20 protein-coding genes and 1 pseudogene are annotated in these 23739 nt (G+C 68.0%); 5 read left to right on the forward strand and 16 right to left on the reverse strand.

Translation table 11 applies throughout. From position 1 onward, the window contains the following. The first annotated feature begins 138 nt into the window (after positions 1-138). A complete protein-coding gene (locus tag ACH49X_RS07355; protein ID WP_357208413.1) occupies positions 139-1140 on the forward strand; it encodes a helix-turn-helix domain-containing protein in 1002 nt (333 codons plus the stop codon). A 51-nt stretch (positions 1141-1191) separates the two neighbouring features. Here the strand turns inward: ACH49X_RS07355 and ACH49X_RS07360 are convergent, their stop codons facing one another. The 4 genes from ACH49X_RS07360 to ACH49X_RS07375 all read right to left on the reverse strand — a co-directional run bounded on the left by ACH49X_RS07360 (position 1192) and on the right by ACH49X_RS07375 (position 7367). Further along, the gene (locus ACH49X_RS07360) at positions 1192-4074 is read right to left on the reverse strand and encodes a TIR domain-containing protein (protein WP_357208416.1); all 2883 of its coding nucleotides are present in this window, start codon (positions 4072-4074) and stop codon (positions 1192-1194) included. A 334-nt stretch (positions 4075-4408) separates the two neighbouring features. Next, positions 4409-4810: a DUF302 domain-containing protein gene (locus ACH49X_RS07365; RefSeq protein WP_195081978.1), complete on the reverse strand. Its 402-nt coding sequence runs from the start codon at positions 4808-4810 to the stop codon at positions 4409-4411. A 60-nt stretch (positions 4811-4870) separates the two neighbouring features. Next, complete coding sequence (locus ACH49X_RS07370; RefSeq protein ID WP_195081979.1) at positions 4871-5140, reverse strand: metal-sensitive transcriptional regulator; 270 nt, start codon at positions 5138-5140, stop codon at positions 4871-4873. Between the two features lie 16 nt (positions 5141-5156). Continuing rightward, positions 5157-7367 (reverse strand): MMPL family transporter, encoded by a 2211-nt coding sequence (locus ACH49X_RS07375; protein ID WP_195081980.1) that lies wholly within the window; start codon positions 7365-7367, stop codon positions 5157-5159. A 176-nt stretch (positions 7368-7543) separates the two neighbouring features. Between ACH49X_RS07375 and ACH49X_RS07380 the strand changes: the two genes are divergently transcribed. Then, positions 7544-8149, forward strand: coding sequence for a DsbA family protein (locus ACH49X_RS07380; RefSeq protein WP_357208420.1), 606 nt, complete (start codon positions 7544-7546; stop codon positions 8147-8149). Positions 8150-8508: 359 nt separating this feature from the next. Here the strand turns inward: ACH49X_RS07380 and ACH49X_RS07385 are convergent, their stop codons facing one another. The 6 genes from ACH49X_RS07385 to ACH49X_RS07410 form a co-directional block, all read right to left on the reverse strand. After that, positions 8509-9252, reverse strand: coding sequence for a sirohydrochlorin chelatase (locus ACH49X_RS07385; protein ID WP_195081982.1), 744 nt, complete (start codon positions 9250-9252; stop codon positions 8509-8511). Continuing rightward, positions 9249-10490 carry a uroporphyrinogen-III synthase gene (locus ACH49X_RS07390; RefSeq protein ID WP_067810634.1) on the reverse strand — a complete coding sequence of 414 codons (1242 nt, stop codon included), beginning with the start codon at positions 10488-10490 and terminating at the stop codon, positions 9249-9251. The genes ACH49X_RS07385 and ACH49X_RS07390 overlap by 4 nt, the downstream gene beginning before the upstream one ends. A gap of 6 nt (positions 10491-10496) precedes the next feature. Further along, entirely contained in the window at positions 10497-10898 is a 402-nt protein-coding gene (gene nirD, locus ACH49X_RS07395) for a nitrite reductase small subunit NirD (RefSeq protein WP_067810636.1), read from the reverse strand. Positions 10899-10962: 64 nt separating this feature from the next. Continuing rightward, positions 10963-13488 carry a nitrite reductase large subunit NirB gene (nirB, locus tag ACH49X_RS07400; protein ID WP_357111380.1) on the reverse strand — a complete coding sequence of 842 codons (2526 nt, stop codon included), beginning with the start codon at positions 13486-13488 and terminating at the stop codon, positions 10963-10965. 29 nt (positions 13489-13517) lie between these two features. Next, complete coding sequence (locus tag ACH49X_RS07405; RefSeq protein WP_323124403.1) at positions 13518-15014, reverse strand: nitrate/nitrite transporter; 1497 nt, start codon at positions 15012-15014, stop codon at positions 13518-13520. A gap of 310 nt (positions 15015-15324) precedes the next feature. After that, positions 15325-16581, reverse strand: coding sequence for an MFS transporter (locus ACH49X_RS07410; RefSeq protein ID WP_397069122.1), 1257 nt, complete (start codon positions 16579-16581; stop codon positions 15325-15327). A gap of 65 nt (positions 16582-16646) precedes the next feature. Between ACH49X_RS07410 and ACH49X_RS07415 the strand changes: the two genes are divergently transcribed. After that, complete coding sequence (locus ACH49X_RS07415) at positions 16647-17318, forward strand: FadR/GntR family transcriptional regulator (RefSeq protein ID WP_195081984.1); 672 nt, start codon at positions 16647-16649, stop codon at positions 17316-17318. Between the two features lie 193 nt (positions 17319-17511). Continuing rightward, the gene (locus tag ACH49X_RS07420; RefSeq protein WP_195081985.1) at positions 17512-18993 is read left to right on the forward strand and encodes an MFS transporter; all 1482 of its coding nucleotides are present in this window, start codon (positions 17512-17514) and stop codon (positions 18991-18993) included. A 255-nt stretch (positions 18994-19248) separates the two neighbouring features. On the opposite strand, the gene ACH49X_RS07425 is transcribed toward ACH49X_RS07420, so the two are convergent. The 6 genes and pseudogenes from ACH49X_RS07425 to ACH49X_RS07450 all read right to left on the reverse strand — a co-directional run bounded on the left by ACH49X_RS07425 (position 19249) and on the right by ACH49X_RS07450 (position 22964). Next, positions 19249-19455, reverse strand: coding sequence for a hypothetical protein (locus ACH49X_RS07425; RefSeq protein WP_357111477.1), 207 nt, complete (start codon positions 19453-19455; stop codon positions 19249-19251). Positions 19456-19516: 61 nt separating this feature from the next. Beyond that, positions 19517-19879 (reverse strand): annotated as a pseudogene (locus tag ACH49X_RS07430) (Uma2 family endonuclease); the annotation flags it as partial. A gap of 35 nt (positions 19880-19914) precedes the next feature. After that, positions 19915-20688, reverse strand: coding sequence for an ESX secretion-associated protein EspG (locus ACH49X_RS07435; protein ID WP_357208423.1), 774 nt, complete (start codon positions 20686-20688; stop codon positions 19915-19917). 11 nt (positions 20689-20699) lie between these two features. Next, positions 20700-22040 carry a hypothetical protein gene (locus tag ACH49X_RS07440; RefSeq protein ID WP_357208426.1) on the reverse strand — a complete coding sequence of 447 codons (1341 nt, stop codon included), beginning with the start codon at positions 22038-22040 and terminating at the stop codon, positions 20700-20702. Then, positions 22040-22423, reverse strand: a complete 384-nt coding sequence (locus ACH49X_RS07445; protein WP_357208429.1) for a hypothetical protein — start codon at positions 22421-22423, stop codon at positions 22040-22042. Before ACH49X_RS07445 ends, ACH49X_RS07440 begins: the two co-directional genes overlap by 1 nt. A gap of 13 nt (positions 22424-22436) precedes the next feature. After that, complete coding sequence (locus ACH49X_RS07450) at positions 22437-22964, reverse strand: DUF3558 domain-containing protein (RefSeq protein ID WP_357208431.1); 528 nt, start codon at positions 22962-22964, stop codon at positions 22437-22439. A 255-nt stretch (positions 22965-23219) separates the two neighbouring features. Between ACH49X_RS07450 and ACH49X_RS07455 the strand changes: the two genes are divergently transcribed. After that, positions 23220-23639: a hypothetical protein gene (locus ACH49X_RS07455; RefSeq protein ID WP_195081990.1), complete on the forward strand. Its 420-nt coding sequence runs from the start codon at positions 23220-23222 to the stop codon at positions 23637-23639. The last annotated feature ends 100 nt before the right edge of the window (positions 23640-23739 follow it).

A 23739-nucleotide genomic window follows, 5' to 3' on the forward strand; every position in this document is an offset into this window, starting at 1 on the left:
ACTTCCTCTCTAGGACAATGAGATTCACGCGATCATTGGCACCGGGCGCACCGTTCACCGATCGCGTGTCATTCAGCCTGCCGTGGCGCGGCGGGGTAGGCTACTGACCGGATTGCCAACTATCCCAAGGATCAGGCCATGCATACTGTCGCCGTCGTCGCGGTTCCTCCGGTGAAGGCTTTCGACCTGGCCATGCCGGAAACGGTGCTGGGCGCGGCGATGGTGGACGGCGAGCCCGGTTACCGCATCGTCGTGTGCACCGCCGTGCCCGGTGTGCTTCCCGCAGGGCTGGGTGGATTCGACGTGGTCGTCTCCCGGGGCTTGGAGGCGATCGAGGAAGCGGACATCGTCATCGTGCCGAGCACGGGCAGCCGCGCCGACGCGGACGCGGCCACGCTCACCGCCCTGCGCGGCGCGGTGGCCGCGGGCAAGCGCGTCACCTCGATCTGCAGCGGCGCCTTCGTGCTCGCGCAGGCGGGTCTGCTGTCCGGTCGCACCGCCACCACGCATTGGGCTCTCGCCGACGAACTGGCGGCGAACCACCCGGATGTGTCGGTCCGCAGCGACGCACTGTTCATCGAAGACGGTCCGATCACCACGGCCGCGGGCGCGGCGGCCGGAATAGATCTGTGCCTGCATCTGATCCGCGCCGACTACGGCGCGACAGTGGCGAACGCCGCCGCCCGCACCGCCGTCGTCACCCCGGTGCGACCCGGCGGACAGGCGCAATTCGTGGATGCCCCCTTGCCCGCGGAGAACGGCGTGACGCTGGCCGAGACCCGCGCCTGGGCGCTGCGCCGACTGGACCTTCCGCTGTCGCTGGACGACCTGGCCGCCCATGCCCGCGTCAGCGTGCGCACGCTCACCCGCCGCTTCCACGAGGAAACCGGCCTCAGCCCGCAGAAATGGCTGCTGCACCAGCGCCTGCAACGCGCGAGGGAACTGCTGGAATCCACCACGCTGCCGATGGATCAGGTGGCCAGGCACAGCGGCATCGGCTCGGCGGAGTCGCTGCGCCAGCACATGATCCGGCATGTCGGAGTGCCGCCGAGCAGCTACCGCGCGTCGTTCACCCGCTCGCCTGTGCCGCCCGACCGCGCGGGAACGGCGGCCGGCAAGTCGGCCGCCGGTAACCCGTGAAGGAGCCGTCACGCACGGTGCGCAATACGGCTGAGGGCAGTGGAAGGCTCCCTATGGACAGCGAGCTCGTGCAGGCCGCGCAACCCCCATCAAGGCGCTCCATTCGGTGTCGGTGAGATCGGCGCCCGCATGTGCGCAAGCGGTCCGGATCAGGCCGTCCGGTGAGATATCCCGTTCGATCAGCGTTCCATCGACGCCGCCGGAGAACGTCGGACCGGGGTTCACCGTCACGAGATACCGTCCGTCAGCGGACAAGGCGACGGCGGATGGGACGTGCCAAACGGAATCCGGCTGGAGTTCGCCGAGATTCGTGCCGTCGGTGAAGAGAGTGATATAGCCCGCCTGGTCCTTCGCGGCGACTACGGTAGCGTCCGCTGCGGCGGCGAGCTGAGCGGACGCGTTCCGGGTGCTGCGGAAAGGGATCGTCCGCTCACGATGCGAGCCGGTCCGATCCCATATCTCGATGCTGTCTTCCCGGCGGATCAGCAGATGTGGCCCGGCGAACAGCACCGCCTGCACGTCCTTGCCGTCGATGTCGTGCGTGTCCTGCTCTCCCGCCAAGTCGTAGACCGATATGTTGTCGGCGTCACGCATGACCAGGAACTCTCCGGCCGCGTCGATTCCCGCTTCCGCGACAGGGTCGGTGTCCACGGCGCCACCCAGCGGAACGAATTCCGTATCGATGTGGCCGGTGGCCAGATCGTGCAGATATGCCCGTCCCCTGCTGTCCACGGATACGGCGGTCGGTGACGAGGACGACACTCCGGCCGCCGCGACGCTGACATGCGGTGGCGGTGAGGACAGGACCGCCACCTCGAATGGAGTCTCGACCTGTGGCCGGTGGGCGGATACGCGTTGTTCGTTCCCGAACGCGGGATTCGCGGCGATAGCCAGCATCGCGCCATCCGCGCGCCATGCGGGAACACCGGACAGGCCGGGTATGGAGAGCCGCCGGGATGAGTCCGGCCTGAGCTGTTGCAGGATCACGACGTCGTCGTCCAGCGCCGAACCATCCGGATCCTTGCCCTTGCCGGTGATCACCGCGGTGCGTCCGTCCGGGGACAGCGACAAGCTGGGCGGGCAAGCATTGCATCCTTTGACGATCGGCACCGGAATGGATTTCGCCAGCCGGTCGCGCTGGGTGAGATCCCAGAGGGTGATCAGCCGCCCGGACGCCGAAACCAGTCGCGTTTCGGAGTTCCCGAGAAAACGCAGTAGCTTCCGGTCGAAGTCGACGGCAGTACCGGTGATCAGTGGAGGCTGCTCCGCAGGCGTTGGCTCGCTGGTCACGGGCGCGACATAGAACCCGGCGTCGGCGCTGGGCACCGCCGCTATCCGCCCCGAGCGGCTCAGCACGGCGGAAGCCGACCGCCTGGGCATCGCGACACCCACGTATTCCGGCTCCGGACGGACAGCGTCAGGCGACGGCCGCAGCCGGAAAACGGGCACGGGAATACCAGGCAAGACCGCGCAAGTGAACGATGACCCGTCCGGCGACAATTCTCCGACGTCTTGACCCACGCCGCAGGCGTAGTCGGTGGCGGTGTCGAGGGGTGAGAGATCGACGGTGGCGCCGTCGCGCAGCGAGACCTGCCGCACCCTGCCGTCGGTGCCCAGCAGACGCAAGGTCGTGTCGTCGACGAACACCATGCTGTTGATTGCGCGATCGGTCGGGCGTGTGGCGATGACCTCTCCAGAGGCGATGTCGATGATGTCGACCGTCCCGGAAGTGCCTTCCTCCGCATCGAGTCTGCTGCGGTGCACCGCACCGAACTTGCCGGACGCGGATATGGCGACGACTTTCATCGCGCCGGCATCGTGCACGCCGAAGTCCGGCCGAGCCGAGTTGCCGCCCCACAGCGTGATCGAGCCGCCGTCCGTCGCGAGTACCGTCCGGCCGTCCGCGGCGACGGCGACCGAGAGGACCTTGCCGGGCAAGCGCGCGACCGAAGTCGTCGCAGGCTCACCGGGCGCCCATGTCACGACTTGCCCGTCGGCGAGCCCGGCCACCACGGTCGTGCCATCGGCGCTGCTCTGCAAAGCGGTGACCTCCGCCGGTGCGGCGGCGTAGCGAGAAACGTTCGGACGGGCCAGATTCGCGCGCAGCAGAGCGGAATGGTGCGCGGGACTCGGGTCGAGACGGTACGCGGCGACGGCCAGAAGCAGGGCCGCGCGCACATCAGTGGCCATCTTGGTGTCGGCGACCGAAGCCATGAGCCGCGCCGTGGCGATTCTGGCCTCCGCCTCGGCGCGATTGCTCTGCGCCCAGGCGACGAACGCCGCGACCAGCGCGATGACCAACAGCATGGCCAATGCGCCGATGGCGATGTTCGCCACGCGCAGGTTTCGCTTGGTCTGTTGATAACCCTCGGATTTGAGATCCGCCTCGGATACGCCGCGAATGACCGCGGCGATGCCGACCGCGATGGCCTCGATGTCCGGGCGCGGGACGCCGGTCGAATCCGCACGCCATTTGATCGTCTTGTAGACGGGTTCGGAGGCGAAAACTCCGAACAGGCGTGGCGGCAGCGCGGTGGAGCGCGCTCGGTCCCAATCCCCGGCTGATTCATCCCAGACCAAGGATCCGGCGCTGAGGACCAGAAGTATCGTCTCGGGAGACCGATGCGCCAGCCACCACTCGATTTCGCGGTCCACCCACTCGGAGCTGGCAGCCTCGGGTGAAGCCACCACGACCAGCCACTGGGAACGCGACAGACCTGCGACGATCTTGTCCTCCAGGCCAGGACCGATCGAGACACCGCTGTAGTCGAGGAAGATTCGCATGCGCGGGAAGCGGTACCACGGCCGCGGCAGTTTCTCGATCGCGTTCTGCACCAGCGGGAGCACTGCCCGATCCCGATCGCCGCTATAGGACAGGAACGCGCCGTAGCCGGTGTCCGCGCGTGTAGTCCGCCGCCGCAGCGCCACTCTCACAACCGCGCCTCGCGTCCAGGCGTGTCCGGCGCCGACGTTCGCCACACACCATCACGAACTACGCCTTCCACCGGCATCAGGCCCCTCCTCCCGATTGTCGAGGCTCCCGCACTCGCCTCGACACCGATTCAACCATCGCACCGGCGGACGACGCCAGGAATACTCGCTGGCTCGCAATGGATTTCGCCGGCACCGGGACGTGGAAAGCGATTTCGCGGCGGCCCGAGCTGGGGCGGAATCCGAACCGGCTGTCCCTCCGTGCGGACGCCAGCGATCATATGCCAAGCCCGCACGCGAGCAGCGGCCGGTTCAGGTCAGGCCGACGTCCCTCGATTCAGCCGGCGCCGAGGGCATCGATGGCAGCGCGCAGGCGCGTGGTGGCGTCGGCAGCGACAGCCTGCAGTTCCGGTTCGTCGGTGACCTCGACCATGACTTGGGGGTTCATCGCTTCGACGCGAATGGCGTCGGCGTCGGCGGGATCGCGCCGGACCACCACGTTGCAGGGCAACAGCAGCCCGATCTGGCGATCGATCTCCACGGCGCGATGGGCCAGGGGCGGGTTACAGGCGCCGAGGATGCGGTAGTCCTCCATGTCCTGGCCGAGTTTGGCTTTCAGGGTGGCTCGCATGTCGATCTCGGTGAGCACACCGAAGCCTTGCTCGGCCAGTGCGGCGCGGGTGGCTTCCACGGCATCGTCGAAGCCGGTACGCAGGGTAGTGGAAATCGCCAGATCCATGCTGAATGCCTCCTTATGAGGATGGTCGGTCGGGCCATCGCGTGCACCGCGACGCATGCGTCACGCGAGGGTCAGAAACAATTTCTCCAATTGGTCGACGGTCATCGGATCGGCGGTCTCGGCGTCCGGGTTCACGAGGCATTCCCGCAGCCCGGTGGCGACGATCTTGAAACCCGCTCGGTCCAGCGCTTTGGAGACCGCCGCCAGCTGCGTGACCACGTCTTTGCAGTCCCGGCCCTGCTCGATCATCGCGATCACTCCGGCGAGCTGGCCGTGGGCGCGGCGCAGACGATTGAGTACCGAGGCGATGGCGTCTTCGTCGCCGACCATGATTTTTCTCCTTCTCTCACTTGCCAACCACCATACCCCTTGGGGTATCAGCCGACGGCTCGGTCGGCTCGTGGGCGAAACTGATGGTGGGCAGGATCCGGCGCAGCCAAGCCGGGGACCACCAGGCGCCCCGACCGGTCAGGCGCAGCGCGACCGGCAGCAACACCAGGCGCGCCACCACCGCGTCCAGCAGCACCGCGACGCCGAGGATGACGCCCATCTCCTTCGGCGGAAGCGGATCGGCCAGCGCGAAGGTGAAGAACACCGCGACCATGACCGCGGCTGCGGCGAAGATCACCCGGCCGGAGTGGGCCAGCCCATCGATGCCCGCCGTGCGGGGATCGCGCGAGCGCTCGTAGTGTTCCTTGGCCGTGGCCAAGAGGAACACCGTGTAGTCCATCGCGATGGCGAAGATCATCGCGAAGAAGAACACCGGCCCCCAGCCGTCGAGGAATCCCTGGGGAGTGAAGCCGAGCAGGCCCGCGCCGTGACCGTCCTGGAAGATCAGCTTCGCCACACCGAACGCGGCCGCGGTCGACAGCAGGCTGACCAGGGTGCCCAGCGCGGCGATGAGCGGAGCTTGCAGCGCCACCAACAGCAGGAGGAAGCCGAGCACCAGGATCACCCCGACGACGAGCGGCAGGTAGTCGTCGAGCGCCTGTTGCAGGTCGAGGTTCTCCGCGGGCGCGCCGCCGACAAGGGCGTCGGCGGGCAGTCGACCACGCAGGTCGTCGAGGATGCCGCCCAGCCGGTGATCGGAAGGATCGACCGCGGGCAATGCCTGCATCATGACCAGGCCGGAATCATCCGCGGCCGCCACGGGCGGAGTGACCATGGCGATGCCGTCGGTCGCGCCCGCCGCCTCGGCGCCGCGAGCGGACTCGGCCGCGGGAACGATGATCTGCAATGCGCCGGGCGCTCCCTCGCCGAGCTGACGCTGCACCAGTTCATAGCCTTGCCGCACGGGTGCGTCTGCGGGCACCACCTGGATCGACGGCATCGCGACCCGCAATCCGGCAGCAGGCAACGCCAACGCCACCAGCACTCCGAGCCCGGCCAGGGCGAACGGCCACGGATGATCGTGCAGTATCTCTCCCCAGCGAGCGAAGCGTGGCGAGCGATGCTGCTGCCGGGTCGCGAACGGCAGTGCCGCGGCGTTGATCCGGCCGCCCAGCGCGCCCAGCGCGGCAGGCAACAACGTCAGCGTGGCGGCGAGCACGAATACCACCGCGAGCATGATCCCCACGGCCATGGTGCGCACCGCGGGCGCCGGAACCAGCAGCACCGCCGACAGGCTGACCAGCACGGTCAACCCGGAGAGCACGACAGCCTTGCCCGCGGTGGCCATGGTCTCGGCCACCGCCGAACCGGCATCGGCGGACTTGGCGAGCGCGTCACGGAAGCGCGCGACCAGGAACAGCGCGTAGTCGATGCCCAGCGCGAGAGCGAACATCATGGCGAAGTTCATCGCCCACACCGAGATCGGCGTGAGGTGGTTGAGCAGCACCAGGCCACCCGCCGAGGCGACCAGCCCGGCCACGGTCAGCAGGAGCGGAAGCCCGGCCGCCACCAGCGAGCCGAACGCCAGCACCATGATCGCCAGCGTGACCGGCCAGGAGAACAACTCGGCCTCGAGCATCGCGTCGTGGTTGGCCTTGTTGAAATCGCTCCACAACGCCGACGCACCGGTGGGATAGACCTCGATTCCGGCGCCGGACAGCGCGGTCAGCGCCGCCTTGTGCTCATCGACGGCCTTGACCATGTCGTCGGTGGAGGCGTTCGCGCCCGCGATCAGGATGCCGGTGTGGCCGTCCGGACTGATCGTCATGCCCGGCTGCGGCGGGACGACGGCTCCGAACCGGGAGTCGTCGGCGAAGATCGCCGAGACCCGGCCCAATGTCTGCCGCATCGCCGGACCGGCCACGGTCTCGGTGTCGGAGTGCACCACCACTTGCACCGCCGCCGAGGAATTCCCGCCGAAGTGCTGCTGGGCCAGCTCGCGGACCCGCACCGACTCCGAACCATCGGCCTGCCAACCCGCGCCGGCCAGCGAGCTGAACACACTCGGCGCCGCTGCCCCGAGCGCCACCAGCAATAACAGCCACACACCGAACACAACCCGGGCGCGCCCGGTCATCGTCGCGCCCCAGCGCGCCAGCAGTCCGCCGGATGGCCACCGGTCCCCAGCGTCCACCCCGCCTTCCCCCACGAATGTCGTCGGCCGCATCGACGCTCCCTTTCCCTACTTGTACGAATCGCAGCGCTCACCCTGCCTTGCCATACCCCGGGGGGCATCACCGACTATACCCCTGGGGGTATTATGAGTAGAGTGCGATGCACCACAGCCGTTCCGCGCTGTTCTCATGAACCGAAGCGACACCGACCGAAAGGAGCCGATCCCTGATGGCTGACATCGATCTCTATCTCGACCCGGTATGCCCCTTCTCCTGGGTCAGCGCCCGCTGGCTGCTCGAGACCGCGGGCGAGGACCACCAGGTGACCTTGCGACAGATGAATCTCGCCGTGCTGAACGAAGGAACCGAGGTGGACGAGAAGCAACGGCCGATGCTGGAACGCTCACGCCGCCTCGGCAGGCTCTGCGCCGCCGTCACCGACCGCCACGGACGCGACGCGTTCGCCCGGCTCTACGCCGCGTTGGGCTCCCGCATGCACGTCGGCGGCGCGCACGACGACGCGGTGATCGCCGCGGCGATCACCGAAAGCGGACTCGATCCGACCCTCGTCGAGACGCTCGACGACGCGAGCCTCGACCGCCTGGTCAGCGCTACCCACCACGACAGTCAGCAGGTTCTCGGCGCCACGAACGGCGCGCCCATCATCGTCGTCGACGGCCACGCGTTCGCCGGACCTGTCCTCACCGGTCCCCCGGCTCCCGATCGGGCACGCGCCCTGCTCGAGGCGCTCGTCACGCTCACCACCACGGCCGAATTCGCCGACCTGCACCGGCCCTACCAGGGGCCACCCACCATCGCGGGTAGGCAGAAGTAATTTCCCGCGAGGTTCAGCCGAGCGCGCGCCCAGTTCCCATAACCGGACAGCGCCCGCCCCGGCTCGCCGCTACGACCTGGCGCTCAGCGAACCCGCCGCGACCTGACAGCGCCCCCCGAACCCTTCCGACCTGCCCACCGCGACCCGACAGCGTGCAGCGAAGCCTCCAACTGCCCACCGCGACCCGACGCGCGCAGCGAGGCCACCAAGTCCTCACCGGGACCGGATAGCGTGTGGCGAAGCCCGCGCCCACACCCCCACGGCTATCCGTCAGGCGCAGCGAAGCCCCGCCAACTCCCCACCGCGACCCGACAGCGATCCCGGACCGGCACCAGCTAACTCACCCGACCCGATAACGCTCAGCGAACCCGCGCCGGCTCCCCCGCCGCGACCCGGTAGCGCTCGGCGATCAACCGGACCACCGCAGGGTGTACGCCGATGGGCCCGGCGACGCCGTCGGCGCCCGACTCGTGCAGGCGCTGCTGGAACAGGCCGTGCGCGAGCAGATACGAGGCGACGAACACGCGGCCCGCCCCCGCCTCGCGAAGTTCCGCGACGACGTCCGGCACGCGCGGCGCGCCGGTCGCGACGTAGCCGATGCGAACCGGGGCGCCGAGACGTTCGGCCAGCAGCGCGGCCGCGCGGCGGACGTCCTGCCGGGCGCGGGCGTCCGACGAGCCCGCGGCGGCGAAGACCACGGCGTCACCCGGGCGCCAACCCGCCGCGCACAGACGCATCGCCATGATCCGCGCCAGCGCCGGATCCGGCCCCATGGCCGGCGTGACCGTCACCGCGGGATGCCGGCTCTCGGCGACCTCGCGCGGCACGTCCTGGTAGACGTGGTACCCGGAGGCCAGAAACGCCGGAACCACCACCGCCGGAACGGATTCCCCGGCCGGGGTCACCAGATCGCGCAGCACTTCCGAGGGCGAAGGACCGAGCACGTCCACGAAGGCCGTTCGCACCCACGGTGTCTCGGTGCCGGGCCCCGAAATCCCGGCACCGAGCTCCTTCGTCACGGCCTCGGCGAGCGCCGCGATCATCTGCACGCCCTTGGTGCTGCGGGTCCCGTGGGCCACCAGCACCAGGGCCGGCGCGGTCACCAGCTCCCCGCAGCCTGGATGTACCGAGGTGCCCGGGTCGGAATTCCGACGCCGGGCACCTGCGGTCCTCCTGTCGCGGTGGGCCGTGGGTTGTTGTCGATACATTCCGCCGGGTCCAGCGCGAGCCGGTAGCCACGTTTGACCACGGTCTGGATCGCTTTCGGCGTGCCGAGTCCGGCGCGCAGCCTGGCGATGGCGGTCTCCACCGCGTGTGTGTCGTCCCCGCCGCCGGGCAGCGCGGCGAGCAGGTCCTCGCGCGAGACGACCCGGCCGGGCTGGCGGGCCAGCGAGCGCATCAGGGCCATCGGCGCGGGCGCCAGCTGACGCACCTGACCGTCGACCACCACGCACGCGCCGCGCACGCTGATGATGTGGCCCGCGGCGTGGATCCGGTTGGCCCGCCTGGGCAGTTCCTCGGCGACGTGGCGAGCCAGCGCGCCCAGCCTGGCCCGGCCCGGCATCGAGGTCGGCACCCCGAGTTCTTCCAGCGGCGCGGCCGTGATCGGACCGACGCAGGCGGGCAAGACCCGGCCGCGCAGCGCGTACAGCAGCCCTTCGAGCAGCCCGGTTTCCTTGGCGCGCATCAACATCGACGCCACGGCGGGGGCGCTGGTGAAGGTGACGCAGTCCATGCCGGAGGTGACGATGGCCTCGATCAGGTGGTCCATCGGCCCCTGGTCGTCCGGCGGCACCCAGCGGTACACCGGCACCGGCACGACATCCGCGCCCGCGCAACGCAATACCTCGCAGAAATCGGGCACCGGCTCCCACTCGGTGGTGGCCCCGTGCAGCTGCACGGCGATCCGCACGCCCTCCACGCCTTCGGCGAGCAGGTGATCCAGCACCTCGGCAGACGACTCGGAGGCGGGTGACCATTCCTCCCGCAGTTCCGCGGCGCGGATGGCGCCCTTGGCCTTCGGGCCGCGCGCGAGCATGCGGGTGGTGCCCAGCGTCGCGCGCAGGTCTTCGGCGAGGCCCCAGCCCTCGGCCGCCTCCATCCACCCGCGGAAGCCGATTCCGGTGGTGGCCACGGTGATCTGCGGCGGATCGGCGACCAGCTGCCTGGTCACGCGCTCCAGTTCGTTGTCGTCGGCCAGCGGGATGATGCGGATGGCCGGTGCGGAAACGATGTTCGCGCCCCGGCGTTCCAGCAGCGTGGCGAATTCCTCCGCCCGGCGGGCGGCCGTGATGCCCACCGTGAATCCGGCCAGGCTCGCGCCCGCGTCAACTGTTGTCATTGGCGTTCATCCATCCGAGGACGCGAGCGCGGTGGCGACCGGCTCGTTGGAAATCGAAACGATGCCGTCGTCCACGCGCACCGCGTACACCGGCAGCATCGCCGATTCGTCGTCCAGGCAATGCCCGTCGACCAGGGAGAAGGCCTGCTTCAGCAGCGGCGAGGCCACGACGGGCACCCCGCCGCGATCGCCGACGATCCCGCGCGACATGACCGCCGCCCGTCCGATCGGATCGATATTGCCGACGGCATACAGCATGCCGTTGTCCAGCAGGAAAAGCGCGGCCTGCCGGCCGCCTCGCAGCAACACCGCAACGCCGCGGCCGGGGATCAGGTAGTCGAGACGGCAAGCCTGCGTCCACCCCGTGGTGGTTGCTGCGGCGATGCCGGGGGTATCGATCACGGTCATCGGTGTCATCCTCCAAACGCCTTACTCATTGGTACCGACGTTCTGTTTCCAAGCGGTTAAGCGGTCATTTCCCCTGCGTGGCGACCGGAACTTCCGGCAGTCCGAGCAGGACGGGAACTTTCCGCTCCCCGGATTCGTCGAAGGAAATCGTCGGATCGGTCTCCTCCGGGGCGTTGACGAACGACACGAAGCGAGACAGCTTCTCCTCGTCGTCCAGCACCGCGGCCCACTCGTCGCGGTAGCCGGCGACGTGCTGGGCCATCGCCGCCTCCAGATCCTCGGCGATGCCGAGGCTGTCCTCGCAGATCACCTGCTTGAGGTAATCCATCCCGCCTTCCAGCGCCTCCTGCCAGGGCGCGGTGCGCTGCAAACGGTCGGCGGTGCGGATGTAGAACATCAGATACCGGTCGATGTACTTGATCAGCGTCTCGTCGTCGAGTTCACCGGCCAGCAGCACGGCGTGCTTCGGGGTGAGACCGCCGTTGCCGCCGACGTAGAGGTTCCAGCCGTTCTCGGTGGCGATCACGCCGACGTCCTTGCCGCGCGCCTCGGCGCATTCGCGGGCGCACCCGGAGACGGCCAGCTTCAGCTTGTGCGGCGAACGCAGTCCGCGGTAACGCTTCTCCAGCAGCACGGCCATGCCGACCGAGTCCTGCTGGCCGTAGCGGCACCAGGTGGAGCCGACGCAGCTCTTCACGGTGCGCAGCGACTTGCCGTACGCGTGACCGGATTCCATGCCCGCGTCGACCAGTCGCTTCCAGATCAGCGGCAGCTGTTCGACGCGCGCGCCGAACAGGTCGATGCGCTGACCGCCGGTGACCTTCACGTACAGGCCGAATTCCTTGGCCACCTCGCCGATGGTGATCAGCTGCTCGGCGGTGACCTCACCGCCCGGCATCCTCGGCACCACCGAGTAGGTGCCGTTCTTCTGCAGGTTGGCCAGGAAGTGGTCGTTGGTGTCCTGCAGCGCCGCCTGCTCGCCGTCGAGGATGTGGTCGCTCGAGGTGGAGGCGAGGATGGACGCCACGGTCGGCTTGCAGATGTCGCAGCCGGTGCCCTTGCCGTACTTGGCGATCAGGCCGGAGAAGGTGCGGATGCCGGTGACCTGGACGATCTGGAACAGCTCGGCGCGCGACTGCTCGAAGTGCTCGCACAGCGCCTTGGACATCTCCACGCCGGACTGCTCGAGCAGCTTCTTGAGCATGGGCACGCAACCACCGCACGAAGTTCCGGCGCTGGTGCAGCTCTTGATGGCCGGGATGTCGCACGCGCCTTCGGCGATCGCCCCGCAGATCGCGCCCTTGGACACGTTGTTGCACGAGCAGATCTGCGCGTCGTCGGGCAGCGCGTCGGCGCCGAGTTCGGCGCCCGCGGGCGAGATCAGCGCGGCCGGTTCGGCGGGCAGCGGGCGGCCGACCAGCGGGCGCAGCGCCGAGTAGGCGGTGGCGTCGCCGACCAGGATGCCGCCGAGCAGCGTCTTCGCGTCATCGGAGACGACCAGCTTGGCGTAGGTGCCCTTGGCCGCGTCGTGCAGCACGACCGACAGCGCGCCCTCGGTGACGCCGTGCGCGTCACCGAAGCTGGCCACGTCGACACCCAGCAGCTTCAGCTTGGTGGACATGTCCGCGCCGGGGAACTCGCCCGCGCCGCCGAGCAGGCGGTCGGCCACGATCTCCGCGGTGCTGTAACCCGGGGCGACCAGGCCGTAGCACACGCCCTCCACGGCGGCGCATTCGCCGATGGCCCAGATGTTCGGATCGGAGGTCTGCAGGCCCAGATCGGTGACGATGCCGCCGCGCGGAGCGATCTCCAGTCCCGCGTCGCGGCCGATCTGGTCGCGCGGGCGGACACCGGCGGAGAACACCACCAGCCCGGCCTCGATCACGCTCTCGTCGGAGAGGGTGACCTTCACGCCGTCGCCCGCGGCCTCGATCGAGGAGGTGCCGACACCGGTGTGCACGTGCAGGCCGAGGTCGGTGACCAGGCGCTCCAGGATGGCGCCGCCGCCCTCGTCGACCTGGGCGGGCATCAGCCTGGTGTTGTACTCGACCACGTGCGGGGTGAGCCCGAGCAGCCGCAGCGCGTTCGCGGCCTCCAGGCCGAGCAGGCCGCCGCCGACCACCACGCCCGCCGCGCCCGGACCGGCGGCTTCGGCGGCCGCGCGGATGCCGTCGAGGTCGTCGATGGTGCGATAGACGAAGCATTCCGGCCGGTCGTGACCGGGCACCGGCGGAACGAACGGGTAGGAGCCGGTGGCCAGCACCAGCGCGTCGTAGGCGAGGATGTCGCCCGAGGACGTGGTCACCTTGCGCGCCGCCCGGTCGATCGACTCGGCGCTCTGGCCCAGCCGCAGCTCGACCAGCTCGTCACCGGCGTACTCGTTGCCGGGCAGCGCCAGCGCCTTGGGGTCCCAGGCGCCGACGTAGGACGACAGGCCGACGCGGTCGTAGGCGGGCAGCTGCTCCTCGCTGAGGATGATCACCTGCCACTGGCCTTCGGTGTCGCGCGAGCGCAGCGCCTCGACGAACCGGTGCCCGACCATTCCGTGGCCGACGACCACCGCGGTCTTGCGAGCGACTGTGGGGTTCATCTGTTGGTCCTCCTGGACTGGATCGGGTGTCAGGCGCGGGCCGAGCCGGCGGACGGGGACTGGGACTGGCTGGCCTCGGCTTCGAGGACGAAGGTCTCGGCTTCGGCCACCACCTCGGAATCTGCGGGCAGGGCGCGCAGACCGGGACGGCGCAGGAACACCGCCCAGACCACCAGGGCGCACACCACGTAGAAGGCCATGAACACCCAGAACGCGGTGGTCGCCGACTTGGTGGACGCGTAGGAGGAGCGCAGCACCAGGTTGATGCCGACGCCGCCGAGTGCGCCGATGGCGCCGACGAAACCGATCAGCGCGCCGGAGGTGTTCTGCGACCAGGCCGCCTGCTGGGCGGGCGTGGCGTCCAGGCTCTTGGACTTCGCCTCGAACACCGACGGGATGATCTTGGTGACCGACCCGTTGCCGATGCCGGAGAGCACGAACAGGGCGATGAAGCCGATGACGAGCGCGGTCATCACACCGCCGCCGGCCACGCCGTTGTTGTTGTCGGCCAGCGTGCTGGCCACGGTGACCAGCACCGCCGCCGCCATCATCGCGCCGAAGACGTAGAGGGTCACCCGGCTGCCGCCGATGCGGTCGGCCCACTTGCCGCCGTACGGGCGGGCCAGCGAGCCGAGCAGCGGGCCGATGAACGCGATCTGCGCTGCGTGCAGCGTGGCCTGCGCGACGCTGTCGCCGCCGGCGCGGAAGCTGATCTGCAGGATCTGGCCGAAGGCGAAGCTGTAGCCGATGAACGAGCCGAAGGTGCCGATGTAGAGGAACGCGATCGCCCAGGACTGCGGCACCTTCAGCGCGGTGAGCATGTAGGAGAGATCGGCCTTCTGGTTGGGCAGGTTGTCCATGAACAGCGCGGCGCCCACGCCGGCGACCGCGATCAGCACCAGGTACACCGCGCAGATCAGTGAGGCGTAGCCGTTGCCGAGGGTCGCGATGACCAGCAGGCCGATCAGCTGGATCACCGGAACGCCGATGTTGCCGCCGCCCGCGTTCAGGCCGAGCGCCCAGCCCTTGAGCCGCTGCGGGTAGAACGCGTTGATGTTGGTCATCGAGGAGGCGAAGTTGCCGCCGCCGAAGCCGGCGAACGCGGCGATCACGAGGAACGTCGTGTACGAGGTGCCGGGCTGGTTGACGAAGTACAGCGTGAGCAGCGTCGGAATCAGCAGCATCACCGCGCTGAACACGGTCCAGTTGCGGCCGCCGAACCGCGCGGTCGCCACGGTGTAGGGAATCCGCAGGAACGCGCCCACCAGGGTCGGCATGGCGACCAGGAAGAACTTGCCCGCCGGGTCGATGCCGAACTTGTCGGTCGGCATGAACAGCACCATCACCGACCAGATCGACCACACCGAGAATCCGACGTGCTCGGCGAAGACCGACCAGATCAGGTTGCGGCGGGCGATGTCCTTGCCGCCCGCTTCCCAAGCGGTGACGTCCTCGGCATCCCAATGCTCGAGGCGCGGCCTGCGGATCTTCGTCCGTCCCAGCGCTTCCAGACGGTTACGCGTCAGCGTGCTCAACGGGGCCTCCCAAAGTCGGTTGGCCCCACGGTAGGAAATGGGTATTGCCGAAATGCTGCGCGAAATGACCGTCAAATCAACGGTTGCTCACGATTACCGGTGATCCGAGGTGAGTTTCGAGCGAATGTTTCAGGCATGTGACACAACGGTTTCCGTCCGTCACAAATAGGCCGATCTCGAATTCGACGGCCGGTGAGGTGTGACGCGCGCTACGTCGCGTAAATCGAATGCGCCAATCCTGGACCTGTTCGCACAGCCGCGCAACCGGAACTGTGAGATTTCCGGCCCGCGGCGGCGCGCGTCAATTCCAGGTGTCTTCGAGCACGCGCGGCTTGCACGCCTGCCACGCGCCCGCGAGCAGCACCAGCACGGCCACGCCCAGCATGGCGAACGGGACGAGCCAGCCGCCCGTCGTCGTGTGCAGCACGCCGAACAGCAGCGGACCCACGCAGGCCACCGCGTAGCCGACGCCCTGGGTGAAGCCCGACAGCGCGGCCGACCCGGCAGGGGTGCGGGTGCGCAGATTGATCAGCGTGAGCGCCATCGGGAACGTGCTGGGCCCGAGACCGAGCACGACCACCCACAGGATCGGCGCGGCCATCGGCGCGATCAGCAGACCGGCGAACGCGATGAAGAACAGCGCCGCGCAACCGACCACGACGGGGAACGGATTGCGGAACCGGGCCACCACCGTCGGCGCGGAGAGTGCGGCGACCAGGCCCACCACGGCGAACAGCCCGACCATGGCTCCGCCGTACGCGGCGCTCGCGCCCGCTTCGCTCAGGATCTTCGGCAACCAGGTGAACATCGCGTAGGTGGTGAGCGAGGTCATGCCGAACATGCCGGCCATGCCCCATGCGATCGGCGAGCGCCACACCCGCCCGTTGTGCGGCGGCTGCTCGGGCACCGCCGTGCGGTCGGCGCCGTCGTGTCCGCGCCGGCCGCGCAGCACCGCCAGCCACGGCACCGCCGCGGCGAACCCCAGCAGGCCCCACACGCCGAGCGAAACGCGCCAGCCGTGCGCGTCCGCGACCGGGACGGCGGTGAAGGCGGGCACCACCGTGCCGAGTTGCACCATCACGATGTACAGCGAGCTGATCACGGCGAGGCGATCCGGGAAGTACCGCTTCACCAGCGGCGGGATCACCACGTTGCCGATGCCCATGCCCGCGAGGGCCAGGGCGGAGAAGATCAGCAGTTCGGCGGTGCCCGACATCAGCACCCGGATCGACATGCCCGCGCCCGCCATCAGCATGGCCGTCAGCGCGGTGCGCTCCAGTCCGAGCCGGACCGCGAGAACCGGGGTGAGCAGCCCCGACAGCGCGAACATGGCGGTGGGCAGCATCCCGAAGACGCCGACAACGGCGGCGCCGTAACCGATCTCGGAGCCGATCCGCTCGGCAAGCGGGCTGAACGCGGTGACGGCGACGCGCAGCGTGAGCGCCGACATCACGATGGCGGCCAGGACCAGCACCCGGCCCTCGGTCAGCGCACGTCGACGGCGCTCGACCAGGACGGTTTCCTGGCGAGTCTCGGTTTCCGGAAGGGTCGCAGTCACCGAGAAATCATAGGATGACCGGATGAAGAGCGGCAACGATTTGTGATGGGCGGTACTCTGTCGAGGTGCAACCCGTCCGGCGCACCAGCCTCATCGCCCAGGTCACCGAACAGCTGCGTGCCGAAATCCGTTCCGGCCGTTGGCCGATCGGCTCCCGCATCCCGACCGAGCCGGAGCTCACCGAGCTCACCGGCACCGGCCGCAACACCGTGCGCGAGGCCGTGCAGGCCCTCGTGCACGCCGGCATGCTGGAGCGTCGCCAAGGCTCTGGAACGTACGTCATCGCCGCATCGGACCTCGGCGGAACGCTCGGCAAATATTTCGCCGACGCGGAGGAACGCGACGTGCTGGAGCTGCGCCTCGCGCTGGACGTCACCGCAGCGGGCCTGGCCGCGCGCCGCCGCGACGACACCGACATCGCGAACCTCCAGCGCCTGCTGGCCGAACGCGACAAGAAATGGGACGAGGACCCCACCGCCGCGATCGAGGCCGACGTCCAACTGCACCGCGCGATCGTCGTCGCCAGCCACAACGCCGTGTACCTCGAGTTCTACGATTCGCTGCTGCCGATCATCGAACAGGTCATCCGCGCGCGCACGGCCAAGTCCGACGACTCCTACACCGACGAGCACGCCGCGCTGGTGCACGCTGTCATCGACGGCGATCCCGAACGGGCCGCCTCCGCGACCCGCTGCTTCCTCAATTCGCTCATCGCGGAATATCCCGACGCGCGATAAACGCGTCAGGTAACCGAGTGGTCACCATTACCGGCCGCGTGATGTGAGTCGGAATTGCCGGGAACGTCATCGAGGGCCACGGGGACGCAACACGCGGCTCATACCTTTGTCTCGACCGTAGCTAGGCACTCGACAGCCGCCGGCGGCACTGCGCCGCGATGAGGGCCGGTCGAGCCGAATCGAGAGGAAGCCGATGACCGCCGTAGCAGCCACCGGCCAGCAGTCGCAGACAACGACTTTCGAATATCAGAAACGTGGACGCTGGCTCGACCACTGGGATCCGGACAATCCGACGTTCTGGGCCTCCGGCGGCGCGAAGACCGCGCGCAAGAACCTCATCTTCTCCGTGTTCGCCGAGAATCTCGGCTTCAGCATCTGGGTCATCTGGGGCACCGTGGTGACCAGCATGGGCGCCGCCGGATTCGACTTCCTCGCCGGTCTCGGCAAGGGCAACCCCACCGCGGTGAGCAACGCGCTACTGCTGACCTCGACCCCCACCTTGGTCGGCGCCGCGCTGCGCATTCCGTACACCTTCGCCATTCCCCGGTTCGGCGGGCGGGCGTTCACGGTGTTCAGTGCGGGAATGCTGCTGCTGCCCACGCTCGGCCTGGCCTACTTCGTCAACCAGCCGGGCACCCCGATGTGGGTGTTCCTGGTGCTCGCGGCGCTCGCGGGCGTCGGCGGCGGCAACTTCTCCTCCTCGATGGCCAACATCAACTTCTTCTTCCCGGAGGGCAAGAAGGGTGCGGCCCTTGGCATCAACGCGGCGGGCGGCAACCTCGGCGTCGCCCAGACCCAGCTGATCCTGCCGCTGGTGATCACCCTCGGCACCCACATCATGGCCAAGGACCCGGGCGGCTATCGCTTCGGCATCACACTGTCGGTGCTGGTCTGGGTGCCGTTCATCCTGGCCGCCGCGTTCGGCGCGCTGCGCTACATGGACAGCATCGCCACCGCCAAGTCCGACGGGAAGTCCTACCGGCTCGCGCTCACCAACCGGCACACCTGGGTGATGGCGATCCTCTACATCGGCACCTTCGGCTCGTTCATCGGCTTTTCCTTCGCCTTCCCGACCCTGATCAAGGCCAACTTCCCCGACTTGGCCAAGATCGGCTGGATCACCACGCTCGGCAACCTGGCGTTCCTGGGCGCGCTGGTCGGGTCGTTCAGCAGGCCGTTCGGCGGCTGGGTGTCGGACAAGGTCGGCGGCGCGAAGATCACCCTGTACGTGTTCGGCGGCATGGCGATCGCGGTCGCGCTGATCATGGCCGCGCTGGAACTGAAGAGCTTCCCGCTGTATCTGGTCGCGTTCCTGCTGCTGTTCGTGCTCACCGGCATCGGCAACGGCTCGACCTACCGGATGATCCCGACCATCTTCAGCGCCGAGTCCAAGAAGTACGCCGCCGAGCACGGCATCGACATCGCCGAAGCCGCCGTCTCCGCCAAACGCCAAGCCGGCGCAGCGATCGGCGTCATCGGCGCGGTCGGCGCCTCCGGTGGCTGGCTGTTGCAGCAGGCGCTGCGGTTGTCCAACACCCACCTGCACAGCATGGCTCCCGCGTTCTGGGCCTACGCCGGCGCGTTCCTGGTGATGGCCGCCGTCACCTGGTGGTTCTACCTGCGGTCCTCGTTCGCCATCCAGCGCGTCCCCTCGCTGGCCTACGCGAACGTCTGACCATCGCAGCCTGTCCCGCGGTCCGGACCCCGCGGGACACGGGCGTCGCATCCGCCGTCCCCCCTCCGGCGGAGCCGACCCCCACCACCGAACGTCCGCTCGTCGCCCGGGTTGATCCGGGTCCCGGCCTGCACCGAGAAGACGGGCGGACGTTCGGTGTCGTCGTGCGACGCTGCAGTGATCGACTCTCCGACCCGATTCAGGACCGCGGGTGCCGACTTCGTTCCGACCGCAGGCCACCTGCCCCCATCTGGTTCAGAATTCGAGTTCGGACCAGGGAATGGCGATCGGGAACGGGAAGTCGATCTCGATGCCGCCCGAATCACCGGGTGTCCATTCGCCGACCATGAGGTAGTTGGACGCGTGGAGCGGATGAACCCCCTCCGGAAGCTGAGCATGCCCGGTCTCGACCGCGTAGGCACGCACAATGGCGATAGCGCTCGCTTCGCGAGCCAGAGTCACACGGAATTCCGGCGCTCGCGTATCGAACCTTCTTCGCCTCGATATCAGCCTGGGTGTCGGACGGCGACAAAACCTCCCCGACCAGCGAGACGTCGCCGCCACGGACATCCTGGTACGGGGTTTCGAGACACCTGTGCGCGAGAAAGTCGGGAGTAAGGAAATCGGATTTACCACTGCGGCCCAGAAAGACATTCGTCTCCGTCGTGACACGCCAGCAATGCTGTGTGCGCACGGACATGTCTTGCCCGGCACAGCGGCGCAAGGCGCTCCACATCAAATTGGTGAACGTTTGATGTTCGGAGGGACCGCGGCGAACCCAGACCACGCGACCGTTCCACAACTCGATCTGACTCGCGATCTCCTCGGGGAGTCGCTCCAACTCCTCCCAGATCATGTACTCGGGAAGGTCGGGCCGCTCGGGCATGCCGCAATAGTAGATGACCTGCCCGGCCACTCCGGTCAATACGGTAGGTGGACGCCGCCGCGCACTTCCTTGACGGTTCTGACGATCATCTGTTGCAAGGTGGCGGCGATGCGCTCAGGGGTGGTGGGTTTGATCGTCAGCAGGTCGGTGCCGAAGGTGACGTAGCGACCGTCGTTCTCGACGTCGTTGAGCTGGAAATCCTTGCGGCCGTGCGTATGCCGGTTGTCGACGCTGCCCATCGCGTAGACGCCGACGTGCCCGATCAAGGTCATGGCGCGGGTGAAGAACCGCTCGAACTCCTCCCGTGGCGTCGGCCGCCACGCGTCCCGGACCGGCGGTCTCGGCCGCGCCAACTCCTCGGTGGAGGCTTGCAATTGCTTGCCCTTCCCCGGAGCACAGGCGGGAAACACGTCGACCACAGCTCGCGCCACCGCACCGGCGGGCAGCAACGTCAGCACCACGTCACCGCCGTGTCCGGGTTCCGGTCCTGGTTCCTGCACCGCGATCGCGCCGTGTTCGTAGTGCACCCCCGCATGGGCCCGCAGCCTGCGGTCGCGGCGTCTACCGGCGAATCCGGCCACCTCCACCCTCGCCTCCGGAGCCAGCAGCACTTCCACCGCGCGCAACAACTCGTCATCGATGCGCGGGCGCAGCGACTGCGCGGCGGCCTGCCGCAACCGCAGACTCTCCGAGCGGAACTCGGTCGTGTACTGGTGCTGCAAGGGATACGGCAGCACATCCCGTCCGGTGGACTCCCACAGTGTCCGGAATTCGAGCGCGGTGAATCGCCAGTTCTGCACCTCGGGCATGGGTGAGGTCCTTATCGCGGGTTGTCGCCGATGACCGGCGGAACCGTCCTCGGCAGCTGGTCCAGCCCCGTGAGCTCGTCGCCGTGTTCCTGAGTGATCAGGTAATCCGGGATGCCCTTGGTCGATTCCTCATCGGATTTGCCGCCGCGCGCACCGGGCGCCATTCCGCTCATGCCGCTGGCACCGACGCGGCCGGGCGAGGCACCCGTGCGTGCGGCTGCGGCCGAGACGGCGTTGGGATTGCTCGGCGTGCCTTTGGACGGCATCGAGACACCGGGTCCGCCCGGCGTTCCGGGATTACTCGGCGTGCTCAGGTGCGGGCTGCCAGGACTGTGCGGCGATGTGCTCGGCGCAGGCGTCGTGGACGCAGGCGTTGTCGAAGCCGGAGTGGTGGACGCCGGGGTCGTCGATTCCTGCGTAGTGGACGCCGGGTCGGTGTCCGTCGACTCCGGTTTCTCCGAGGCGATGTCCGAGGGTTGATCGCTGGACTGAGTCGCCGGATCCTCGGTGGGATTCTTGCCGGAAGGCTCCGAGCTGGGCGACGAAGTCCCTGAGGGGTTCTGACTGCCGCTGTTCGTCCCTCGCGGGCTGGTGCCGTCGTCTGCGCCGCCCGGATTCGTGGTGGAAGCCGGACGCGGAATCACGGGCACGTTGGTATCCGATTCCATGACAACCGGGGCGTACACGGTTCGCAGCACCCGCAATGCTTCGGTCTTCGCGTTGTACTCGGCGACGTCGTCGTTGCGCCATCCGCGTCCGGCGACGAAGGCGAGGGCGTTGCCGATTCCACTGCGGTGCTCCGGCGCGTGCGGGACCAGTTGCTTGGTCGGTTCCAGCCCGGTCAGCAACTCGGACAGCTTGTTGCCCGTCAGCCGGGCCGCATTCGAGACCTGCGCACCTTGGGCGGCATAGTCGGCGACCGCACTGGCTGCGGCGTTGCGCGACTCACCCCGCCACACACTGCCATCGGTGGCCCGCGCCATCGCCTTCGTGAAGGTATCCAGAGAGGTTTGGTGCCGATCAGCGATGGTGTTCCACGCGGTTACCAGATCGGTGACCGCTTTCAGATCGATCTGATCGACCTTGCCGCGCAGCGTCGCGACATCGTGCCGCTCGAACTCGTCGGCGTCGAGAACCTCCCGCGGCCGGAATTCGCCCTGGAACCCGACACCGGCCGCTCGGCTGCGCACGCCGTCACGCTGCTGGTTGTACTTGTCCTGCACCCCGGCCACATTCACCTCGGGCTGCAACTCTTCACCCGAGATCCAATTGGTGACGTTGCGCAGCACAGTCGAACCGAGCTGCCCGTAGTCGAGTTCCAGAACTTTCAGTCTCTCGAACGGATTGACCATCAGCGCACCTGCTCGGTGGTGTTCGCGAACTGCGTCGCGTTCTCGATGTCCTGCCCGGTGATGCGCTTGAACGAGATCGCCATGACCTCACGCATGTTCTTCACGGTCTCGATGTGCTCGAGGATGATCTGATCGATCGAATTCGGGTCACCGCTGGCCTGCTTCAGGAACTTGCCGACCAGCTTCTCCGCCATGGCAAAGTCACCGAAGCCCGAAACGCTCTGTGCGACAGCGGTAAACCTCCGCATTTCTTGCAAGTCGGCGATACGCTGGTCACACGCCTTCGCGCAGTGATAAGCAGCGCTCTCGTCGTCGAGGTACAGCTCTCCGGCTCGGGCTCGGCCCGCCAACCCACTCCACAGGTCCGCATTGTTCTCGCTCATATGAACCCCCTGATCAATGTGGTAGCGCAGGCACGATCGAGATGCCGACCCGTCGCAGGATTACGCAAGGATCCTCGAGTCCGTCCATACCCGCCCGGTTCAAGACCTTCAGCTGCACGACCCCTTGTGCAGCCGGAAACAGCACATCGCAATCGAGGTACTTCGAAGCGCCCTCGACCCGGAATTGCCGCCCCGTGCGACCGGCCACTGTGACGTCCTGGAAATCGACGTTTCCTGGCTTTTTCTCGAACTCCGCAACCGTGCGGCCAGTGGAAAAAACTGTGATGAAGTACTTGGGTCCATCCCAGTTACAGATTTCCCAGCCAGACTGGTGTACCCCGGCGATGCCGGACTCTTCTGTGGCTGGATCGACGCCAGCCGCCCGCAGCGCCTCGTCGGGGATCCCCGTGCACGGGTTGAACAGAGCCTGTGCCGTAGTGCTGACCCCCGTCGTGGGCGATCCGGTCGTGGTGTCCTCGCATCCCACGGTTCCGGTCGCCAGTGCACCGATGAGCAGTGCCAACAGGATTCGACGACTCATCCCCACCCTCTCGACCCGTGACGACTCAAGTGCGCCAACAGTAGCAGACGGCATGTCCGGCGCTCTTTGGTCGCGCTGGTCAGCGGGCGCCCTGATCTCGGGCGCGTGGGGCAGCGGTGGGCTGGGGGGCGGCAGGGCTCTCCGTAGTCGGGCGTGCGGGTTTGGAGACGGATCTATGGTGGCAGGGCAGTAACGAGATGGACGAAAGCTAGGACATAGGACTGAGTTCGACGCAGATTCGAAGGGGTTGGAATCATGAAGTTCGGCAAGATCGTGGCCGGGTTCGCGCTGGCTGCCGCCGCAGTCTCGATCGCTCCCGCCGTCGCCTCCGCCGACGATCCGGAGTTCCCGCGCAACGGCGTCATTCCGCCGGGGACCTACCACATCGGGAGAGGCCCCTCCAACGTGATCGGGTCGCCGATCGAGAACTGCGACCTGCAAGTCTTCGGGGATGGCAGCACTGTGACGCTGATTTGCGGCGCCTCCAGCCGAAGCGGGCATCAGACGCCGGTCGGCCCGGACGAGACCTATGTTTCGTTCGACTTCGTGCCGCTCGGCCTCGACCTGCATGACATCGACCCGCGGCAGGGGCTTTGGAGCGGAACGGTGAATATCGCCGGAACTCCGATCATCGCCCCGTACCCGCTGGCAGCGGTCTGGCTCAGCCGCCGCTGAACCGGATGCGCCGGTAAAGCGCTACGTCGCTCACGTCGCGATGGATACGGCCTGGACTTCGGCTGCGGAGCAGAAGTCCAGGCCGTCTGTCGGCTACCGC

Source organism: Nocardia sp. NPDC019323 (assembly GCF_044389845.1).
In the GTDB taxonomy this organism is placed as follows: Bacteria; Actinomycetota; Actinomycetes; order Mycobacteriales; family Mycobacteriaceae; genus Nocardia; species Nocardia implantans.

Coding starts and splice junctions, on each gene's coding strand:
- ACH49X_RS07355 (WP_357208413.1), top strand. CDS start 139: ATGCATACTGTCGCCGTCGTCGCGGTTCCTCCGGTGAAGGCTTTCGAC.
- ACH49X_RS07365 (WP_195081978.1), bottom strand. CDS start 4,810: ATGGATCTGGCGATTTCCACTACCCTGCGTACCGGCTTCGACGATGCC.
- ACH49X_RS07370 (WP_195081979.1), bottom strand. CDS start 5,140: ATGGTCGGCGACGAAGACGCCATCGCCTCGGTACTCAATCGTCTGCGC.
- ACH49X_RS07375 (WP_195081980.1), bottom strand. CDS start 7,367: ATGCGGCCGACGACATTCGTGGGGGAAGGCGGGGTGGACGCTGGGGAC.
- ACH49X_RS07380 (WP_357208420.1), top strand. CDS start 7,544: ATGGCTGACATCGATCTCTATCTCGACCCGGTATGCCCCTTCTCCTGG.
- ACH49X_RS07390 (WP_067810634.1), bottom strand. CDS start 10,490: ATGACAACAGTTGACGCGGGCGCGAGCCTGGCCGGATTCACGGTGGGC.
- nirD (WP_067810636.1), bottom strand. CDS start 10,898: ATGACCGTGATCGATACCCCCGGCATCGCCGCAGCAACCACCACGGGG.
- nirB (WP_357111380.1), bottom strand. CDS start 13,488: ATGAACCCCACAGTCGCTCGCAAGACCGCGGTGGTCGTCGGCCACGGA.
- ACH49X_RS07420 (WP_195081985.1), top strand. CDS start 17,512: ATGACCGCCGTAGCAGCCACCGGCCAGCAGTCGCAGACAACGACTTTC.
- ACH49X_RS07435 (WP_357208423.1), bottom strand. CDS start 20,688: ATGCCCGAGGTGCAGAACTGGCGATTCACCGCGCTCGAATTCCGGACA.
- ACH49X_RS07440 (WP_357208426.1), bottom strand. CDS start 22,040: ATGGTCAATCCGTTCGAGAGACTGAAAGTTCTGGAACTCGACTACGGG.
- ACH49X_RS07445 (WP_357208429.1), bottom strand. CDS start 22,423: ATGAGCGAGAACAATGCGGACCTGTGGAGTGGGTTGGCGGGCCGAGCC.
- ACH49X_RS07450 (WP_357208431.1), bottom strand. CDS start 22,964: ATGAGTCGTCGAATCCTGTTGGCACTGCTCATCGGTGCACTGGCGACC.
- ACH49X_RS07455 (WP_195081990.1), top strand. CDS start 23,220: ATGAAGTTCGGCAAGATCGTGGCCGGGTTCGCGCTGGCTGCCGCCGCA.